General features: G+C 75.5%; 14 protein-coding genes. 3 read left to right on the top strand and 11 right to left on the bottom strand.

Features of this window, described 5'->3' with window-relative positions; genetic code table 11:
• Positions 1-3: 3 nt before the first annotated feature.
• The 4 genes from ABGA99_RS00160 to ABGA99_RS00145 all read right to left on the bottom strand — a co-directional run bounded on the left by ABGA99_RS00160 (position 4) and on the right by ABGA99_RS00145 (position 6,668).
• Entirely contained in the window at positions 4-1,944 is a 1,941-nt protein-coding gene (locus ABGA99_RS00160; protein ID WP_347581890.1) for an ABC transporter ATP-binding protein, read from the bottom strand.
• 177 nt (positions 1,945-2,121) lie between these two features.
• Entirely contained in the window at positions 2,122-2,877 is a 756-nt protein-coding gene (locus ABGA99_RS00155) for an NUDIX domain-containing protein (RefSeq protein ID WP_347581889.1), read from the bottom strand.
• A gap of 76 nt (positions 2,878-2,953) precedes the next feature.
• A complete protein-coding gene (locus ABGA99_RS00150; protein ID WP_347582074.1) occupies positions 2,954-5,161 on the bottom strand; it encodes a glycogen debranching N-terminal domain-containing protein in 2,208 nt (735 codons plus the stop codon).
• Between the two features lie 211 nt (positions 5,162-5,372).
• Positions 5,373-6,668 carry a DUF4192 domain-containing protein gene (locus ABGA99_RS00145; protein WP_347580694.1) on the bottom strand — a complete coding sequence of 432 codons (1,296 nt, stop codon included), beginning with the start codon at positions 6,666-6,668 and terminating at the stop codon, positions 5,373-5,375.
• Between the two features lie 197 nt (positions 6,669-6,865).
• Between ABGA99_RS00145 and ABGA99_RS00140 the strand changes: the two genes are divergently transcribed.
• Positions 6,866-7,735, top strand: coding sequence for a methyltransferase domain-containing protein (locus ABGA99_RS00140; protein ID WP_347580693.1), 870 nt, complete (start codon positions 6,866-6,868; stop codon positions 7,733-7,735).
• A gap of 109 nt (positions 7,736-7,844) precedes the next feature.
• Here ABGA99_RS00140 and ABGA99_RS00135 read toward each other — a convergent pair whose 3' ends face one another.
• Entirely contained in the window at positions 7,845-10,004 is a 2,160-nt protein-coding gene (locus ABGA99_RS00135) for a DEAD/DEAH box helicase (protein ID WP_347581888.1), read from the bottom strand.
• Positions 10,005-10,344: 340 nt separating this feature from the next.
• On the opposite strand from ABGA99_RS00135, the gene ABGA99_RS00130 reads away from it, so the two are divergent.
• Entirely contained in the window at positions 10,345-10,995 is a 651-nt protein-coding gene (locus tag ABGA99_RS00130) for a hypothetical protein (protein ID WP_347581887.1), read from the top strand.
• Between the two features lie 36 nt (positions 10,996-11,031).
• On the opposite strand, the gene ABGA99_RS00125 is transcribed toward ABGA99_RS00130, so the two are convergent.
• The 3 genes from ABGA99_RS00125 to ABGA99_RS00115 all read right to left on the bottom strand — a co-directional run bounded on the left by ABGA99_RS00125 (position 11,032) and on the right by ABGA99_RS00115 (position 13,168).
• A complete protein-coding gene (locus tag ABGA99_RS00125) occupies positions 11,032-11,616 on the bottom strand; it encodes a hypothetical protein (protein WP_347581886.1) in 585 nt (194 codons plus the stop codon).
• 123 nt (positions 11,617-11,739) lie between these two features.
• Positions 11,740-12,453 carry a ribonuclease HII gene (locus tag ABGA99_RS00120; RefSeq protein ID WP_347580689.1) on the bottom strand — a complete coding sequence of 238 codons (714 nt, stop codon included), beginning with the start codon at positions 12,451-12,453 and terminating at the stop codon, positions 11,740-11,742.
• A 76-nt stretch (positions 12,454-12,529) separates the two neighbouring features.
• Positions 12,530-13,168, bottom strand: a complete 639-nt coding sequence (locus tag ABGA99_RS00115; protein ID WP_347580688.1) for a TetR/AcrR family transcriptional regulator — start codon at positions 13,166-13,168, stop codon at positions 12,530-12,532.
• 114 nt (positions 13,169-13,282) lie between these two features.
• Here ABGA99_RS00115 and ABGA99_RS00110 point away from each other — a divergent pair, with 114 nt between their 5' ends.
• Positions 13,283-14,830 (top strand): MFS transporter, encoded by a 1,548-nt coding sequence (locus ABGA99_RS00110; RefSeq protein ID WP_347580723.1) that lies wholly within the window; start codon positions 13,283-13,285, stop codon positions 14,828-14,830.
• A 158-nt stretch (positions 14,831-14,988) separates the two neighbouring features.
• On the opposite strand, the gene ABGA99_RS00105 is transcribed toward ABGA99_RS00110, so the two are convergent.
• From ABGA99_RS00105 to ABGA99_RS00095, 3 genes are read right to left on the bottom strand one after another with little or no spacing between them, the layout of a single operon-like run.
• Positions 14,989-16,068, bottom strand: coding sequence for an ADP-ribosylglycohydrolase family protein (locus tag ABGA99_RS00105; RefSeq protein WP_347580687.1), 1,080 nt, complete (start codon positions 16,066-16,068; stop codon positions 14,989-14,991).
• Positions 16,069-16,091: 23 nt separating this feature from the next.
• Positions 16,092-16,697: a YdbC family protein gene (locus tag ABGA99_RS00100; RefSeq protein WP_347580686.1), complete on the bottom strand. Its 606-nt coding sequence runs from the start codon at positions 16,695-16,697 to the stop codon at positions 16,092-16,094.
• A 53-nt stretch (positions 16,698-16,750) separates the two neighbouring features.
• Entirely contained in the window at positions 16,751-17,173 is a 423-nt protein-coding gene (locus ABGA99_RS00095) for a RidA family protein (RefSeq protein ID WP_347580685.1), read from the bottom strand.
• Between the last annotated feature and the right edge of the window lie 2 nt (positions 17,174-17,175).

The following is a 17,175-nucleotide window of genomic DNA, read 5'->3' as shown; positions in this document are numbered from 1 at the left end:
CGGCTATTCACCAGGCGAGTTGAAAACCTTCCGTACGAAACTCGGACACCCGCTCCGCTCCAGCGCGCGCCCCAGGGAACGGGCCCGGCCCGCGGTCAGGACGTACGCCCCGAGGAGCGCGCCGAGGGACAACACCAGCGCGTGCCCGAAGGGTTGGGCGGGCACGCCGAAGACGCCGCCGAGGTTCAGTCCGCTGCCGGGCCGGGGGATGTGCAGCACGCGCATGAGCTGCAGCGGGAGTTCTCCGAGGCGGCGGACGGCGCCGGTGTCGGCGAGCGCGTGGACGCCGGGGGCGACGGCGACGGGCACGGTGAGCACGGCCGCCAGCCCCAGCGACGCCGAGGTGAAGAGCCCGGCGGCCAGCACCCCCGTCCAGGCGCAGCCCACCGTCACTCCCGCCCAGCTCAGCAGTTGCAGACCGCCGTCCGCGGGCATGTCCACGACGTCGCCGAAGAGCACCAGCAGTGCCGTCGCGTCCGCGAGCAGCACCGCGACGAACAGCAGCAGCGCCACGGCCGTGCTCACGGCGAGCTTGGCGAAGAGCAGGCCGAGACGGCGCGGCACGGCGCCGACGGCCGGGGTGAGCGAGGGGAAGCTGAACTCCTGGCCGAAGGCGTGCGCACCCAGCAGCCCGGCGCCGATCGCGGCGGGCGGCAGCGGGAAGACCGGCGCCCAGCCGGTGAGCATGCGGACGGCGGGGGCGTCGGAGACGGCGGAGCCGCCCGCGGAGTGGGCGAGGAGGGCGGCGCCGGCGATGGAGGCGGCGAGGGTGCCGGCGGCGGCGACGCGGGGCAGCCGGGAGCCGGAGGCGGCACGGCGCAGCTCGTAGCGCAGGGGGTGTGCGGGACCGGGCAGCCAGCGGTGGCGGAGCGGGCCGGCGAGGGGGGAGTCGTCCGGGGCGGCCAGGGGGGCGGGGATGAGGGTGCCGGCGGGCGGGGTGTCGCCGGCGGCCGGCGGCTCGGCGCCGGTGTCGGTGGCCGTGTGGGGGCCGGTGTCGGTGCCGGGCTCCAGGGTGGCGGTGAGGGTGCCCGCAGGGGAGATCCCGGCGTCGGCACCGGGGGTGACGGTGAGGACGGACTCGTGGGAGGAGTCGGTGAGTTGATGGAGCAGGATCCCGTTGCGGTACGCGAGCTCGCCGACGGCCGCGCTGTCGGTCCCGTAGACGGCCAGGGCGCCGCCGTCGCGACGTACCACCTCGATGCGCCGTTCCGGCGTGCTCGCCTGCCGCGTCAGATAACTGGCGAACCGCTCGGACTGCGGCGTCCTGATGATGACGCACGGGCGCAGCCGCAGCCGGGCGAAGTCGTCGGCCTCCTCGTCGGCGACGAGCCGGCCGGCCCGTAGCGTCAGCACCCGGTCGGCGAAGCGGGCGGCGACGCGCGGCTGGGCGGTGGTGAGCACGACGCAGACGCCGGCGGCGGCCAGTTCGCGCAGCAGGGCGTAGTAGAACGCCGCCTCGCGGCGCGGCAGATCGCGTACCGGATCGTCGAGCAGCAGGGAGTGCGGCTGGCCGAGGAGCGCGGTGGCGAGGCCGAGGCGGCGGTCCATGCTGAGGGAGAGGGCGTCGAGCCGGTCGTCGGCGAGCGCGTCGAGGCCGACGTGGGTGAGCAGGGCGTCGGCGCGGGCCGCGGGGACACCCACGGCGGCGGCGAGCATGCGCAGGTGGCTGAGCACGGTGCGGGCGGGGTGTCCCGCGACGTCGCCGAGCACGGCGCCGACCTCGCGGGCGGGGGCGGGGAGCCGGCTCAGCGGGCGGCCGTCGTACAGCGCGATGCCGCGGCCGCCGTCCAGCTGGAGCATGAGGCGCAGCGCGGCGGTCTTGCCGGCACCGGGCTCGCCGAGCAGCGCGGTGACGGTGCCGGCCTCGGCTTCGAAGGTGAGGTCGCGTACGGCCGGTGGGCGGCCGCCGCGGGGCCTGCTCGTGAGTCCGATGGCCTGGATCACCGCGCCTCCCGAAATCGGTTGATATCCGACATATAGGGATGATCGCGCAGGAGGTGCGCCGGGACCGGGATTTCACTCCGGAGCGCGGTGCGGCGTCGCGGATGTGTGCTCGTACGACTCGTATGTCCGGACGGGCGTGAGGGGGAGGCCGGTCGGCCCGGGGCGGGCCGGCGGTCCTCAGACCTCGGGGCGCAGCATCGGGGGATTGAGGATCGTCGCGCCGCCGGCCTGGAAGAGCTGCGCGGGACGGCCGCCCTGACGGGTGGTGGTGCCGCCGGTGGGCAGCAGGAAGCCGGGGGTGCCGGTGACCTTGCGGTGGAAGTTGCGCGGGTCAAGGGCGACGCCCCACACCGCCTCGTACACCCGGCGCAGCTCCCCGACCGTGAACTCCTGCGGACAGAAGGCCGTGGCCAGCGACGAGTACTCGATCTTCGACCGGGCCCGCTCCACCCCGTCGGCCAGGATCCGCCGGTGGTCGAAGGCCAGCGGCGGGTGCTCCTCGTCTCCGTCGGCGGGACCGATGAGGGACTCGACCGGCGCCCAGCGGGCGCCGCCGACATCGCCGCCGGGGCGCGGCGCGGGCAGGTCCGGGGCCAGCACGAGGTGGGCGACGCTCACCACCCGCATCCGGGGGTCGCGCTTGGGATCGCCGTAGGTGGCGAGCTGTTCGAGGTGCGCGGCGTGCGCGGGGGTGTCCTCCTCCACCGGCCCGTGCGCATGCAGGCCGGTCTCCTCCGCGAGTTCGCGGGCCGCCGCCTCGGTCAGGTCCTCCTCCTCGCGCACGAAACCGCCGGGCAGCGCCCACCGGCCCTGAAAGGGGGCCTCACCGCGGCGGACGATCAGGGCGCTCAGAGCGTGCCGGCGCACGGTGAGCACCACCAGGTCGACGGTCACGGCGAACGGCGGGTAGGCGGACGCCTCGTAGGGGGGCATGGCGGGGATCTTAGTCGTCTGCCTGACGATAATCAGGACTTCGTGGGAGCCGGGCCGGACGGGCCGGAGCGCCGGTTCAGGAGCCGAGTTGGAGGCCGGGGGCGGCCTCGTCGACGACGGCGAGGCCGAGGCGGCTGACCCGTACCGCAAAGGGCTCGCCGGCCAGCCGCCAGCCCGTGAGCTGCACCGCGCCCAGCGGGGCCGTGGCCGGCGGGCGGGCGGCGACGGCGCCGGCGGGGACATCGGGGGCGACGTCGGCGAGCGCGCTGAGGACGTGCACCGCCGCGGCGGCCGCGACGGCCGACGGGCGGCAGGCGGCCGGGTGCGGGAGCGGGGCGCCGCCCGCGGTGCGCTGGTCGCCCGCGTACATCTCGGGGAGGTGGTGGCCGAAGTGACCGGCGGCGTCGAGGAGTCCGCGGAGGAGGGCGCCGGCCTCCTTGTCGTAGCCGGCGGTGAAGAGGCCGGCGACGGCGACGGCGGTCTCGTGGACGTGCACGGCGCCGGCGCGGTGGCCGAAGGGGTTGAAGCCGGGCTCGGCGGCGCCGAGGCTGCGCAGGCCCCAGCCGGAATCGAGGGCGGGGCCGCCGAGGAGACGGGCGAGCTGACCGGCCTGGGCCTTGTCGAGGAGACCGGTTGCGGCGTCGGCGACAGGGTGGCCGTTGCCGTCGCCGGGGGCGGGCACGGCGATCCCGGGGCCGGCCGGTGCGCCGCCGGGGGCGCGGACGAGGGCGTCGGCCGCGGTGGGCAGGAGGTGGGCGGCGGGGCTGCCGAGGTGCGTGAGCGGACGGCCGTCGGGGGCGAGGGCCGCCGCGGGCCTGCCGCCGGCGGCATCCTCGGTCCAGAAGCCGGCACGGAACCGCTCGCCCAGGCCGGCGGCCCACTGGCGCCACTCGGCGGCGCCGGGACGGCCGCAGACGTCGAGGAGTTCGGCGCCGAGGAGGGCGGCGCGGTGGGCGTGGGCCTGGGTCTCGCAGCGGTACGGGCCGCCGGGCGCGGGGTCGGGGACGAAGCCGCGGTCGTCCGCGGCGGTGCGCAGCCACGCGAGGCAGCGCTCGGCGGCGGGCAGGAGGCCGTCGAGATCGCGGTCCGGCAGCCCCCAGCGGCGGGCCTCGGCGAGCACGGCGGGGAAGAGGAGGGTGGCCTCGACCCCGGTGGCGGCCGGGGGCAGATGCGGACCGGAGTCGCGGAGGGTGCCCGGCAGCCGCGCCGGTTCGGGAGCCCCGGCGGCGGCCGCAGGCCAGGTGCGGGCGACGGCGCGGAGGGTGCCGGCGGCCAGGCGCGTACCCAGCGGCAGGAGCATGCGGGCCGCCCAGAGCGCGTCGGCGGGAGCCAGCGCGCAACGCCAGGGCACCCCGGCGACGAGGTGGACGTCGGCCGGCTCCGCCGGATCGCGCAGCAGCAGGGTCCGCAGGTCGTCGAGCGCGGTGTCCAGCAACCGGGCGACCTCCGGGTCGTCGCCCGCCGCAGCGGCGGCCGGCGACCACGGCACCGGCGGCAGCTCACGCGGCCCCGCCTGGTCCGTGCCGATCCGCAGCTCCAGCGTGCGGGACCCGCCCGGCGCCAACTCCAGTTGCCACCGCAGCAGCCCGGCCGCGGCGATCACGTCGTCGGGCGGCGGGTCCGCGCTCACCAACGCCCCCACCCCGGGGGCCCCACCCCCACCCCCTCCCCCTCCGCCGCTTCCGTCGGCGCCCCGTGCTCCGCCGCCGGGCGTCGCCCCACCCCCACGCCCGGCACCGCCGTGCGTCTCGGCGCCGGGAGCGCCGCCGCCGGGCGCGGTGCCGGTCCGTGCCGGGTCGCCGGCGCGCGCTCCCGCTCCCCCGCTGTCTCCGGGGCCGGCGTCCGGCTCGCGGCCGGGATCCACGGGCGTCGGGAGCGGGCGCCAGCGCAGGCCCGACTCATGGACGCTGGCCGGGACTTCGCGGCGGTCGTGTCCGGCGGCGACCGCGCTCAGCTCGGCCAGGTCGGTGCCCAGTTCGGCCTCCAGCGTCAGGCGCAGCACGCGGGTGGCGCTGCTGTGCAGCGTGATCCGCTCGACCCCGGCGGCGTGCCGCACCCGCTCCACGACCACGGCCGGGTCCGGCCCCGACTCGGCGCCGGTGCGCACGGTGCCCACGAAGCGCACCCGGTCCGCCCCCGCCCGGCGCCCCTGCACCGGCAGCGGCTCGACGCCGCCCACCCGCAGCCGGAGCCGTCCGACCAGCCGGCGGCCCGCCCGGTAGAACCCTTCGAGTCCGTGGCCGTCGAGCTGGCCGTGGCGGGCGGAGACGGCGAACGCCGGCATGGCGACGCTGACGAGCGCGTCGTGCGCGGGGCCGGGCACGGGTGGCCTCTGACGCGGGGGCTGGGGGGTGGGAGACACGCGGCAGTCCTCTCGGGAAGCCGTGGACGGACGAGGCGGCGACCGGCCGCCGCCGTGAGAACGCCCGCAAGCCCCTCCAGGTCACGCCGACGGCCCGCCGGCCGCCCCGCACCGCTCCCTCATTCCGTCATCGCTACTCCTTGCTCCGCACGTCGCGGCGCCGGGCGGCACGGCGCGACGCGCGGCGGCCGGGCGGGCGCCGGGAGCCGCGGTTCGACGGCTGGGCGGGCGGCAGGCACAGCGGCCGGGCCCGCGACCTGGTCGTCACCGCCGCGGACGGCTCGGACCGCGGCTCCGCCGGCGCCGGTGAGGCGGCCTCCTGGGCGCGGCGCTGGCGGCGCAGGGAGCGCCGCAACGGCTCCGGGTCCAGGCCCTCGTTGACCGCCTGGTGGAGCAGCCGTGCGAACAGGTACTCCGGGTCGGACTCCAGGGCGCGGCCGAAGGCGACCCGGGCCGCCGCCTCGTCGCCGCTCGACCACGCGACCCACCCGGCGAGCGTCAGCGGTGCCGCGGCGTGCTCCACATACGCTCCGATGCAGCGGCGGGCCAGCGCCTGCCACAGCCGCAGCGCGCCCGGCGCCTCCGTGCCCTCCATCCGCTCCGCGGCGCGGTCGCGGGTGAGCCGGTCCTGCAGCCCGACGATGAGGGCCGCGCACTCGTCGTCGGCGAGCAGCCGGTCGTCTCGTTCATCGCTGTCCGCCGCCGCCTCCCCCGCGGGCGGCGGAGCCTCGGTGAGCCGGGAGATCAGCCGGTCCGTCAGCGCCAGGGTCTCCGCGCGCACCGTCTCGCGGCCGGCCTGCTCCAGGATCCGCGGCACGAGCGAGCCGCCGGCCGCGTCGAGCGCCCGCGTCTGCCGGTCCACGTCCGGGTGCCGGGGGGCGAGCCTGCCCTCCAGCGCGCGCAGCGACCCGGGCCGTTGCACGCCCGCGTAGGCAGCGGCGGCGGCCATGGCTGAGCTGCCGGACGGGACCAGCTCCGTGCCCTCGGGCGGACAGCAGCCCTCGTCGGGGCAGAGGTAGGACCAGAAGCGTCCGGCGGAGATGCACAACGCCTCGACGACCGGCACCTCCAGCCGTCCGCAGGCCACGCGGAGCCGCTGGGCGAGGGAGCGCAGCCGCTCCATCACCTCGCGCGGCTGCTCGCCCACGCCGGGGTCCTGGCAGAGGAAGACGACGATGCCGTCCGGCTTGTCGCCCCGCTTCGCGCTGCCCTCGATGAGGCATTCCGCGAGCTGCGCGGCCACGTCCGGCCAGCCGTCGCGATCGGGTGGAATGCCGAGCCGCAGCCGGCCGCCGAACCGCCCCCGCTCGCCGTGCAGCGCGGCGAGGACCACGCTGTCGTCCGGGTGGAAGCCCATCAGATACGGCAGGGCGTCCGCCAGCTCGGCGGGGCTGCGCAGCACGACCTGCGTTTCGTTGTGCGTTGTCATGGCATGAGGGTTTCGTGTCTCCGCGAGATCCGCGACCCCTGTGGATAACCCCTGACCGGGTCATGCCATCACCCTCCCGGACCTGGGGAATCCGGCCAACCCGCGGGTTGGCCGGTTCGGTTCGGGCTCAGGGCTCCGGCGGCCTCTACGGTGACGCGAGGAAGGCGACGTAAGCCGACACGAAGGGGCCACGCGCCATGGCATCCGACGCGCACGACAGCAACCTCGCTCCCCCGTCGCCCGAGGAGGTCGGTTCCGCGTACGACCGGTTCGGCCCGCTGTACGACCTGACGCAGGGCACCTCCGCCATCCACGTCGGCCGGTGGTCGGCGGAGGACGCGGGCCTGCCCGCGACCACCCTCGGGAAGCTGGCCGACCAGGCCATGGACCGCCAGACCGACTACTACATCGACGCCCTGGCGCCCCGCTCGACCGACCACGTGCTCGACATCGGCAGCGGCACCGGCGGTCCCGCCGTGCGGCTGGCGGAGCGCATCGGAGCGCGGGTCACGGGGATCACCGTCAGCGAGACGCAGGTCGCCCGCTCCCGGGAGCGGGCCGTCGCCGCGTCGCTCACCGACCGCGTGACGTTCGCCCTCGCCGACGCGCTCGAACTCCCCTACGAGGACGCTTCGTTCGACGCCGCCTGGGCCATCGACTCCTTCGCCCACATCGCCGACCGGCTGCGCGGACTGCGCCAGGCGTGGCGCGTGCTGCCGCGCGGCGGGCGGTTCCTGATGACGGAGTTCACCCGCCGCGGTGAACCGTCGCGCGCGCAGTTGGACACCTTCCGGCAGGTCTGGACGTCACCGCCGCCGCTGCCGCTGGCGGAGGGGCTGCGGCTGGCGTGCGAGGCGGGCTTCGAGCTCGTGCGGCTGGAGAACCAGACCCATGACGTCCTCATGAACGCCGAGGTCATGACCGTTCTCTACCGGGATCACCACGACGAGATCCGGGAGCGCTACGGGCTGGAGACGACGGCGGCGATGGACGCCTCGATCCCGCTGTTCCGCACCTTCGTCCGCGACCACCTCGGCTACTTCGTCTACCTCCTGCGCAAGCCGTAGTGCACCGCGCCGTTGCCTCCGCGGCCCGGCCGGCGTCATCGTCGCACTCGCCCGGCCGCTCGGCGGCTGAGGCCCGAGCGACGCCTCTCCGGGCTCCGCCCCGCCCGTCTCAGCCGCTCGCCGCGAGGACCAGCGGCAGCACTCCCTCGGCGCCCGCCCGGCGCAGCAGCCGGGCCGCGACGGCCAGGGTCCAGCCGGAGTCCGTGTAGTCGTCGACGAGCAGCACCGGGCCCGGGTTGCCGGCCAGGGCGGCGGCGAGGTCGTCGGGGACGGCGAAGGTGCCGGTCAGCGTGGCGAGCCGCTGCGCTGAGTTGCTCCGGCGCACGACGTGGCCGCCGTCGGGGTCCGCGTACGCCAGCGTGCCGAGGTACGGCAGCCGGCCGACGGTGGCGATGCCCCGGGCGAGCGAGTCGACGAGCAGCGGCCGGGACGTGGACGGCACGGCGACGACTCCCACCGGCCGCGCCGGGGCGTCCGCCCCGCCCGCCGCCCAGCCGCCGGGGGAGCGCGCCCAGTCGGCGAGGACGTCGACCGCGGCCCGCAGCACGTCGTCCGGCACGGGCGCGTCGGGGGCGTTCTGTGCGAGCAGCGGCCGCAGCCTGTTGCCCCAGCCGATGTCGGAGAGGCGTCCCAGCGCCCGGCCGGTGGCGCCCTGCTCCCCCGCCGGGATACGGCCCTTGACGTCGATGCCCAGCGCGGCCATGCCGGTCGGCCACATCCGGCGCGGCTCCACCTCGGTCCCCGGCCGGTCCAGCTCCTTCTCCGCCCCCGTCAGCGCCTCCGCGGAGACGCCCGCGCCGATCCACGCGCCCGCGCAGTTGTCGCAGCGCCCGCACGGCGCCGCCCCCTCGTCGTCCAACTGCGCGCGCAGGAACTCCATGCGGCAGCCCGGCGTGCTCACGTAGTCCCGCATGGCCTGCTGCTCGGCGGCGCGCTGCCGCGCCACCCAGGCGTACCGCTCGGTGTCGTACTCCCACTCGCGGCCGGTGGCTGTCCAGCCCCCCTTGACCCGCCGGACCGCCCCGTCCACGTCGAGCACCTTGAGCATCGTCTCCAGCCGGGTGCGCCTGAGGTCGACGGCCGCCTCCAGGGCCGGGACGGACAACGGGCGGCCGGCGTCGGCGAGCGCGGCGAGGGTCTGGCGGACCTGAACTTCGGGCGGGAAGGCGGTGTCGGCGAAGTAGCGCCAGATGGCTTCGTCTTCCCGGCCCGGCAGCAGCAGTACGTCGGCGTGGTCGACGCCGCGGCCGGCGCGGCCCACCTGCTGGTAGTACGCGATCGGGGACGACGGCGAGCCCAGGTGGACGACGAAGCCCAGGTCCGGCTTGTCGAACCCCATGCCCAGCGCGGACGTGGCAACCAGCGCCTTGACCCGGTTCGCCAGCAGGTCCTCCTCGGCCTGCAGCCGGTCGGCGTTCTCCGTGCGCCCCGTGTACGAGGCCACCGGGTAGCCGCGCTGCCGCAGAAAGGCGGCGGCCTCCTCGGCGGCGGCGACGGTGAGGGCGTAGACGATTCCGGAGCCCGGCAGTTCGCCCAGGTGCTCGGCGAGCCAGGCGAGGCGGTGCGCGGCGTCCGGCAGCCGGACCACGCCGAGCCGCAGGCTCTCCCGGTCCAGCGGGCCGCGCAGCACCAGGGCCTCGCCGCCGCCGGTGCCGAGTTGCTCGGCGACGTCGGCGGTCACGCGCGCGTTCGCGGTCGCGGTGGTCGCCAGCACGGGCACGCCCTGGGGCAGGTCGGCGAGCATGGCCCGCAGCCGCCGGTAGTCGGGGCGGAAGTCGTGGCCCCAGTCGGAGATGCAGTGCGCCTCGTCGACGACGAGGAGGCCGGTTGTGGCGGCCAGCTCGGGCAGCAGCCGGTCGCGGAAGTCCACGGAGTTCAGCCGCTCGGGGCTGACGAGGAGCACGTCGGTCTCCCCGCGCTCGACCTCCTCGTGGATGGCGCCCCACTCCTCGGGGTTGGCCGAGTTGATCGTACGGGCCCGGATGCCGGCCCGCGCCGCGGCCTCCACCTGGTTGCGCATCAGCGCCAGCAGCGGCGACACGATCACTGTGGGGCCCGCGCCGCGGCGGCGCAGCAGCGCCGTAGCGACGAAATACACCGCCGACTTGCCCCAGCCGGTGCGCTGCACCACCAGCGCGCGGCGGCGCTCCGACACCAGGGCCGCCACGGCCTGCCACTGGTCCTCCCGCAGCCGGGCCGGGCCGCCGGGATCGCCGACGAGCCCGGCGAGAACGGCGTCGGCTTCGGCGCGCAGCTCCTGATCGTCCATGCCCCCATGCAACCCGATGGCACCGACAGTCAGCCACCTCACGCACGGTGAATACCGCTGATACGCGGTTGGACACCGGTGGGACACCGGCCCCGCCCCGGCCGGAAAGCGGCACCGCAACCGCCGGCGGGGGGCCCGAAAACGGCCAGTCCCGCGGCCGCCCGGCGACCGGAGAACATGGACCTGTCGACAATGCCGCATTGCCGCAGGCCAGTTCGGCGGGGAGAATTGAGGTTCGCTCCCAGCGCCGGCCCGGTCCCCCGGGCTGCTCGACGCTGCGCTCCTACGCCTGTTCGCCCCCGCCGTGCGTTCCGTACGCCCCCAGCCCCAGGGAGTGCCCTTGGTCTTCGGCCCCGCCACCGGCGACACCGGCCCGTCCGGCCGCATCCTCGAACCTGCCGAGTGGGCGGCGGCCGGCATCCCGCTCCTGCGCAACCCCCGTGAGATCGTCACCGGCCTGCACGCCCGCCACCTGCCGCCGCCGCAGACGGCGGTGATCGCCGTGCTCGACCCCGACGAGCGGCTGCGCGCGAGCGCGTCGCTGGCGCGGCACGAGGCGGGGCGTCCGGAGGCCGCCGCGGACGGCTGGGACGTGCGCAACGCGCTGCTGGCCCGGCTGCGCCGGGTCATCCCGCACGACCTGCGCCGCCGCTTCCCCGTCCGTACGGCGGTGCTGCTGTACTGCCGCACCGGGGACCCGGGCTGGACGGAGGAGGACGGCGCGTGGATGTGGGGGCTGCGGGACGCCTGCACGCTGCACGGGCTGCGCTGCGGCGCCTACATCACGCTCACCGGCGGCGGCTGGCAGGTGCTGAGCGAGGGCCGCGGCGGGCGCCGCCCGTACGCGGACGGGCCCCCGGTGGACGCGGAGTTCACCGCGGACGCCCCCGCGCGCGAGATCGGAACGGCCCAGGGCCCGCGGGCGCGGCAGCCGCCGGAGGCGGTACCGCGCGAGGCCGACGCGGGACAGACCATTTCCTGGGCGGTCTGAGCCGCCCGCGCTCCGCCCGCGGGCGGAGCGCGGCACTCAGGTGGAGACGCCGAGCACGCCGTTGATGTAGTCCGCGTCGCCGCAGAGGATCAGCAGCGCCGTCGCGCGCGTCATCGCCGCCGGCAGCGCCGAGGCCGTCGCGTCGTCGCCGCCGCCGTTGACGGCGACCACGACCACCGGCCGCCGGGCCAGCCGCTCCGAGGCGGTGGCGGACGCGTAGAAGACGTCGTCCCCCGCGGCCTCCTGCGCCCAGTAGCCGTCCTCGCCGAACGACAACTCGTGCGCGGCCCAGGGGTGCGGATCGCCGGTGGTGAGGACGAGGATCTCGGCCGGGGCGCGGCCGGACTCCAGCAGCAGGTCGACGGCTTCGTCGGCGGCGTCGACGGCACCGTCGGGCGTCGCGGGGATCAGTTGGAGCTGCGGCCCGGCGGCGGGCCGGCCCTGAGCGCCGGCGGGTGCGGGACGGGCGCCGGGCGCGGTGGCACCGGGGGCGCGGCCGCCGGGGCCGGAACGGGAGCCGCCACGCGGCCGTACGGGTCGGGGGCCTGGGATGGGACGAGGGGGCGCGCTGCGGCCCGGGACGCTCTCGTGGGTGGGAGAGTCCTCGGCAGGGAGAGGCATGGGCGCATGTCTATCAAACGGCCGTGACAAGCACATCAGCGGGTGGGCCACTGAAGCATCCGGTACCCGCGCCCCGCCGCGCCCGCAGGAGGGCCCGCAGCCCCAACCGCGGGGCCGCGTACCTCAGATGTCCAGCCCCATCTGCCCGGCCGCCTCCAGCTCCGCGGCCTCGGGCGCGATCCGCGTGCGCTTCAGGTGCTGCCACTTGTCCAGGCCGTCCATGTACGCCCAGGAGAGCCGGTGCTGGTCCGTGGGCCCGTACTCCTGGAGGGCGGCGCGGTGCACGGGCGAGGGATAGCCGGCGTTGTCCCCGAACGCGTACGGCTCGTACTCGGCGCGCGCGGCGCCCAGTTCGGCCATGCGGGCGTCACGGTGGACCTTGGCGAGCACGGACGCGGCGGCGACGGCGACGCACGACTGGTCGCCCTTGATCACCGTACGGACCCGCCAGGGCGCCCCGAGATAGTCGTGCTTGCCGTCGAGGATGATCGCGTCCGGACGTACCGGCAGCGCCTGAAGCGCCCGGCCCGCGGCGAGCCGCAGGCACGCCGTCATGCCCAGCTCGTCGATCTCCTGCGACGAGGCGTGGCCCAGCGCGTGCGCGGTGACCCACCCCGTCAGCTCCTCGGCCAGTTCCTCGCGCCGCTTGACCGTCAACAGCTTGGAGTCGGTGAGCCCTTCGGGCGCGCGGCGCAGGCCGGTGACGGCCGCGCACACGGTGACGGGGCCGGCCCACGCACCCCTGCCGACCTCGTCGATGCCCGCCACGACCTTGGCGCCCGTGGTGGCGCGCAGGGAGCGCTCGACGCGGTGGGTGGGCGGCTCGTAGGGACTCACAAGGTCAGCTTACGACCCGGCCCGCGCCCGCCTCGCACGCACCCGCGGCGGGCACCGGCAGCCGGCGGCCGTGCGCTCACTGCCGTTGCAGCAGCGGCACCATCACCTGGTCGACCAGGTCGTCCATGTCCTTGTCGCTGAGGTCCCGGCCGGTGGTCTTGTGCCGGTACATCATCATCGCCGGCAGCACGTCCAGCACCAGGTCCCCGTTCACCTCCGGGCGCACGTCCCCCCGCTCGACGCCCCGTCGCAGCAGTTCCGCGATGAGCGCCTTGCCCGGTTCGATGATCTGCCCCATCACCACCTCGTGGAACTGCTCGGCCTGCTCGCGGTCGCACTCGTCGAGCACGGCGCGCAGGGCCTGGCCGCCGCTGGAGTACATCCGGTCGCGCAGCGCCCGGCAGAACTCGGTGAGGTCGGCCCGCAGGCTGCCCCGGTCCGGCTGGGTCTCCAGCGGCGGCACACCGGCCCGCAGCGCGTCCTCGACGAGCGCCGACTTCGACGCCCACCGCCGGTAGACGGCCGCCTTCCCGGTCTGCGCACGGGCGGCGACGCCCTCGATCGTCAGCCCCTTCCAGCCGGCGACGCCGAGCTGTTCGAGGGCGGCGTCCAGGATGGCGCGTTCGAGTACGTCACCTCGGCGGCGAACTCCCCCCGCCTGGCTCCGGCTGGTCTCGGTGCACGCTCCGGGAGCGGTCCGGCGCGAACTACCCATATCGGTCTCTCCATTAGCGGCCATAGTGAACGCTTGCGTTCCCTCATGGGGGCGCCTACGCTCAGTTCATCAGTGAACGCTACCGTTCACTATTTCACATGTATGGGGAACATGGTGACAACCTCTCAACTAGCGAACGAGCGGGAGACGGGCAAGGCTCCTCGTGGTGACCAGCGCAACATGGCGCTCGTCATCATCGCGGCCTGTCAGCTCATGGTCGTGCTCGACGCGACGATCGTGAACATCGCCCTTCCGCATATCCAGAACGATCTGGACTTCTCCACCACCGGCCTGACCTGGGTCGTCAGCGCGTACACCCTCACCTTCGGCGGTCTGCTGCTCCTCGGCGGCCGGGCCGGCGACATCCTCGGCCGCCGCCGCGTCTTCACCTTCGGCATCGCACTCTTCATCGTCGCATCCCTGCTCGGCGGTTTCGCGCAGGAGCCGTGGCAGTTGCTCCTGGCCCGCGCGCTGCAGGGCGTCGGTGGTGCCATCGCCTCGCCCACCTCGCTCGCGCTCGTCACCACCACGTTCCCCGAGGGCCCCGAGCGCAACCGGGCGTTCGGTGTGTTCGCGGCGGTCTCGGCAGGCGGCGGCGCCATCGGCCTGCTCGCCGGCGGCATGCTGACCGAGTGGCTCGACTGGCGCTGGGTGCTCTTCGTCAACGTCCCCATCGGCGTGCTGATCATCGCCGCCGTCCCGCTGTACATCAACGAGTCGGAGCGGCACCCCGGACGCTTCGACATCTCCGGCGCACTGACGTCGACCCTCGGTATGGCCGCGCTCGTCTACGGGTTCATCCGCGCGGCCGAGGAGGGCTGGCGTGACAGTCTGACGATCGGCTCGTTCGCGGCGGCCCTGATCCTGCTCGTGGCGTTCGTCTTCGTCGAGCGCAGCGCGAAGGACCCCATCACGCCGCTGAAGATGTTCGCCGACCGCAACCGCTCCGGCACGTACGTGATCATGCTGAGCCTGGCCGCCGCCATGTTCGGCATCTTCTTCTACCTCGTGCTGTTCGCGCAGAACGTCCTCGGCTACAGCCCGATCAAGGCGGGCGTGGCGTTCCTTCCGATCACCGTCGCGATCGTCGCCAGCGCGGGCCTCGCGCAGCGGTTCCTGCCGGTGCTCGGGCCCAAGCCGTTCATGGTCGGCGGCTCGCTCATCACCGCGGTCGGCATGGGCTGGCTGGTGTTCCTGGACACCGACAGCTCGTTCATGGGCGGGGTGTTCGGGCCCGAGATCGTCTTCGGCTTCGGCATGGGCATGAACTTCGTGACGCTCACCATCACCGCCGTCTCCGGCGTCGCGCCGGAGCAGGCGGGCGCCGCCTCCGGCCTGCTCAACGCCACCCAGCAGGTGGGCGGTTCGCTCGGCCTGTCCATCCTGACCACCGTGTTCGGCACCGCCAGCAGGGACGAGGCGAAGGAGCAGATTCCGTCGTTCACGGCGCAGGCCACGCCGGAGCAGAAGGCGGTCTTCGACAAGACCGGCGAGCTGCCCCCGCCGTGGGGGCAGAAGGTGCTCGCGGAGGGCATGTCCATGGGGTTCGTCGCGGCCACGGTCATGGTGCTGCTCGCCGTGGTCGTCGCCGTGGTGGCGATCAAGGTACGCAAGAGCGATCTCGAAGCCCTCTCCGGCACGGCGGGACCGGGCGTCGCCTGAGGCGGCGCCCCGGAAGCCGGTAGCCCCGCCAGTAGCGGGGCGGGGCCACCGGGTACGCCCGCGCCGTGGGGCCGCCTGCGGCGCGTGCGGCGCGGTGCTTCGGCGCGTGTTCGGCCGTCTCCGCTACGCCGCGGGCCGGCCCCGTCCGTGCGGTTTCGTCAGGAGTCCGCGGCCGCGGGAACCCACTCCGGCAGCGGCTCCACGTGCCGTACCCATGCAGCCGGCGGCGCTCCGGCCGCCGCGCCCGCGAGCACGCCGCCGACGATCGCGCACGTGGTGTCCACGTCCCCGCCGGCCTGCGCCGTGGCCCAGAAGGCACCCGTGAAGTCGCCGAGGTGCCGGGCGGCCGACCACAGGGCGAACGGCACGGTGTCGTGCGCGCTGGTACGGCGGCCGTTGCCCAGCACGGCGGCGACGGTGGCGACGTCGTCGTAGTCGAGCATGTCCCGCGCCCGGCGCAGCCCTTGGGCCACGGCGCTGCGCGGCACGAGCGCGATCACCTGGTCGAGCAGCGCGGCGCCCCCGGCCGGCCCGCTCGCGCCGTCCGCCGGGCCGGGGGCCGCTCCGGCGGGCCGGCCGGCGGCGAGCGCCGCCGCCGCGGCCACCGCCATGCAGCCGCTGACGGCCTCGCGGTGCTGGTGGGTGACGTACGACGAGACCTCCGCCTGCCGCACCGCCTCCTGGACGTCCCCCGCGTACCAGGCGCCCAGCGGGGCCACCCGCATCGCCGCGGCGTTGCCCCAGGAGCCCTGCCCGTCGAAGAGGGCGGCGGCGAGCCGGCGCCAGTCCTCGCCTTCGCGCACCCGGCCCAGGATCCGGTTCACCGCGCGCCCGTAGCCGCGGGGGCCGCCGGCGTTCTGCCGGCCGGCGAACGACGCCGCCAGCGCGTCCTGCTCGACGCGGCCGTGCGCGGCGAGCACCGCCACCACCGACGCCGCCATCTCCGTGTCGTCGGTCCACCGCCATGGCGCGGGCGGCAGTTCACGGCGGGCCAGGAGCGGAAAGCCGCCGGGCTCGGAGTACAGGGCGCCGAGCGCGTCGCCGACGGCGAGCCCGCGCAGGCTCGCGAGGGCGCGAACGAGGCGAGCGCCGCGCGCGCCCGCGCCGTCGGGCACGTCGGCTCCCCGGCCGGGGCCGGCCGCTGCGGCCGGGTCCGGGGCCGGTTCCCGGGCCGTGTCCGGAGCCCGGGACGGGTCCGGCGGCGGGGCGGAAGCGGGGTCCGGTGTCATCTCGCGCACAGCGTAGCGGCCCGGGCATCCGGTCAGACGGTCCAGGACTCCACGAGATCCACCACGTCCCCCGCCAGCGCCGTCACGTCCGCCGCGGTCTGCGCGCGCAGCGCCAGCCGCTCCACCCGCTCCTCGCGGTACTTGCCGTGCTCCGCCTTCGCCCACCACAGCGACAGCACCAGGAACTCCCCCTCCCCGGACTGCCCCAGCACCCCCCGCAGCATCCCCGGCGATCCGGCCATCGCCGGATTCCACACCTTCTCCTGCATCAGCATGAAGTGCTCCACCCGCTCCTCGTGCACCCGGCAGTGCGCGAGCCGCATCACGTCCGCGCCCTCGAAGCGCGGCTCGAAGCCCGTCTTCACGTCCATCCGGTACTCGAAGAGCCGCACCCGCATGTCCCGGAACGTGCCGAGCTGGGCCGCGGCGAGCCGGTCGTGGGAGCGGGCCATGAACGAGTCGTACAACGCCCGGCTCTCCCAGAAGGCAATGAGGTGCACCACACCCTCGCGCGCCCGGCTCCAGCCCCCGCCCTGCCCGAGAAAGCCCGGTTCGCCGGGCAGCCCCGCCCACTTTCGCTGCCCCCGCTCGAAACCCCGGCGGTCCACCACGGTGCAGCGAATCCACTTGACCAGCACCGCGCTATCGTACGGCCTGGCTCAGCGCCGATCACCGGCGCGCGAGCGGCAGTTCACGCCCCTCGGCCGCCGGTCACCGCCGCGACGACCTCCACTTCCAGCAGCGCGCCGTCCCGGAAGAGCCGGGAGACCTCGACGGTGGTGCTGGACGGCGGCGGTCCGGAGAAGTACCCGCGACGGACCTCCGCGTACTGCGCGAGCAGGCTCATATCGGTGAGGAACGAACGGATGTTCACGACGTCCGCGAGGGTGCCGCCGTGTGCGGCGAGGATCGCCTTCAGGCTCTCCATCACGTGCCGGGCCTGCGCGCGCATGTCCCCGGGGCCGACGACCCGCCCGCCGGCGTCCAGCGCGACCTGCCCGGAGACGAACAGCAGGGCGCCGTCGCCGCCGAGGCCGAGGCGTACGACGTGGGAGAAGTTGCCCGCGGGCGGCGGGACGGCGGCGGGGTTGTCGAAGGTCGTCTGCAGCGTCATGT

This window comes from Streptomyces sp. B5E4, assembly GCF_039871555.1.
Lineage (GTDB): Bacteria > Actinomycetota > Actinomycetes > Streptomycetales > Streptomycetaceae > Streptomyces.
This window is presented reverse-complemented; position numbering and strand designations above follow the sequence as displayed.

Bases quoted from the DNA above. Each gene is read 5' to 3' on its own strand.
- ABGA99_RS00115 (WP_347580688.1), bottom strand. From the start codon at position 13,168: ATGGGTAGTTCGCGCCGGACCGCTCCCGGAGCGTGCACCGAGACCAGC.
- ABGA99_RS00135 (WP_347581888.1), bottom strand. From the start codon at position 10,004: ATGGACGATCAGGAGCTGCGCGCCGAAGCCGACGCCGTTCTCGCCGGG.
- ABGA99_RS00095 (WP_347580685.1), bottom strand. From the start codon at position 17,173: ATGACGCTGCAGACGACCTTCGACAACCCCGCCGCCGTCCCGCCGCCC.
- ABGA99_RS00150 (WP_347582074.1), bottom strand. From the start codon at position 5,161: ATGCCGGCGTTCGCCGTCTCCGCCCGCCACGGCCAGCTCGACGGCCAC.
- ABGA99_RS00145 (WP_347580694.1), bottom strand. From the start codon at position 6,668: ATGACAACGCACAACGAAACGCAGGTCGTGCTGCGCAGCCCCGCCGAG.
- ABGA99_RS00140 (WP_347580693.1), top strand. From the start codon at position 6,866: ATGGCATCCGACGCGCACGACAGCAACCTCGCTCCCCCGTCGCCCGAG.
- ABGA99_RS00125 (WP_347581886.1), bottom strand. From the start codon at position 11,616: ATGCCTCTCCCTGCCGAGGACTCTCCCACCCACGAGAGCGTCCCGGGC.
- ABGA99_RS00155 (WP_347581889.1), bottom strand. From the start codon at position 2,877: ATGCCCCCCTACGAGGCGTCCGCCTACCCGCCGTTCGCCGTGACCGTC.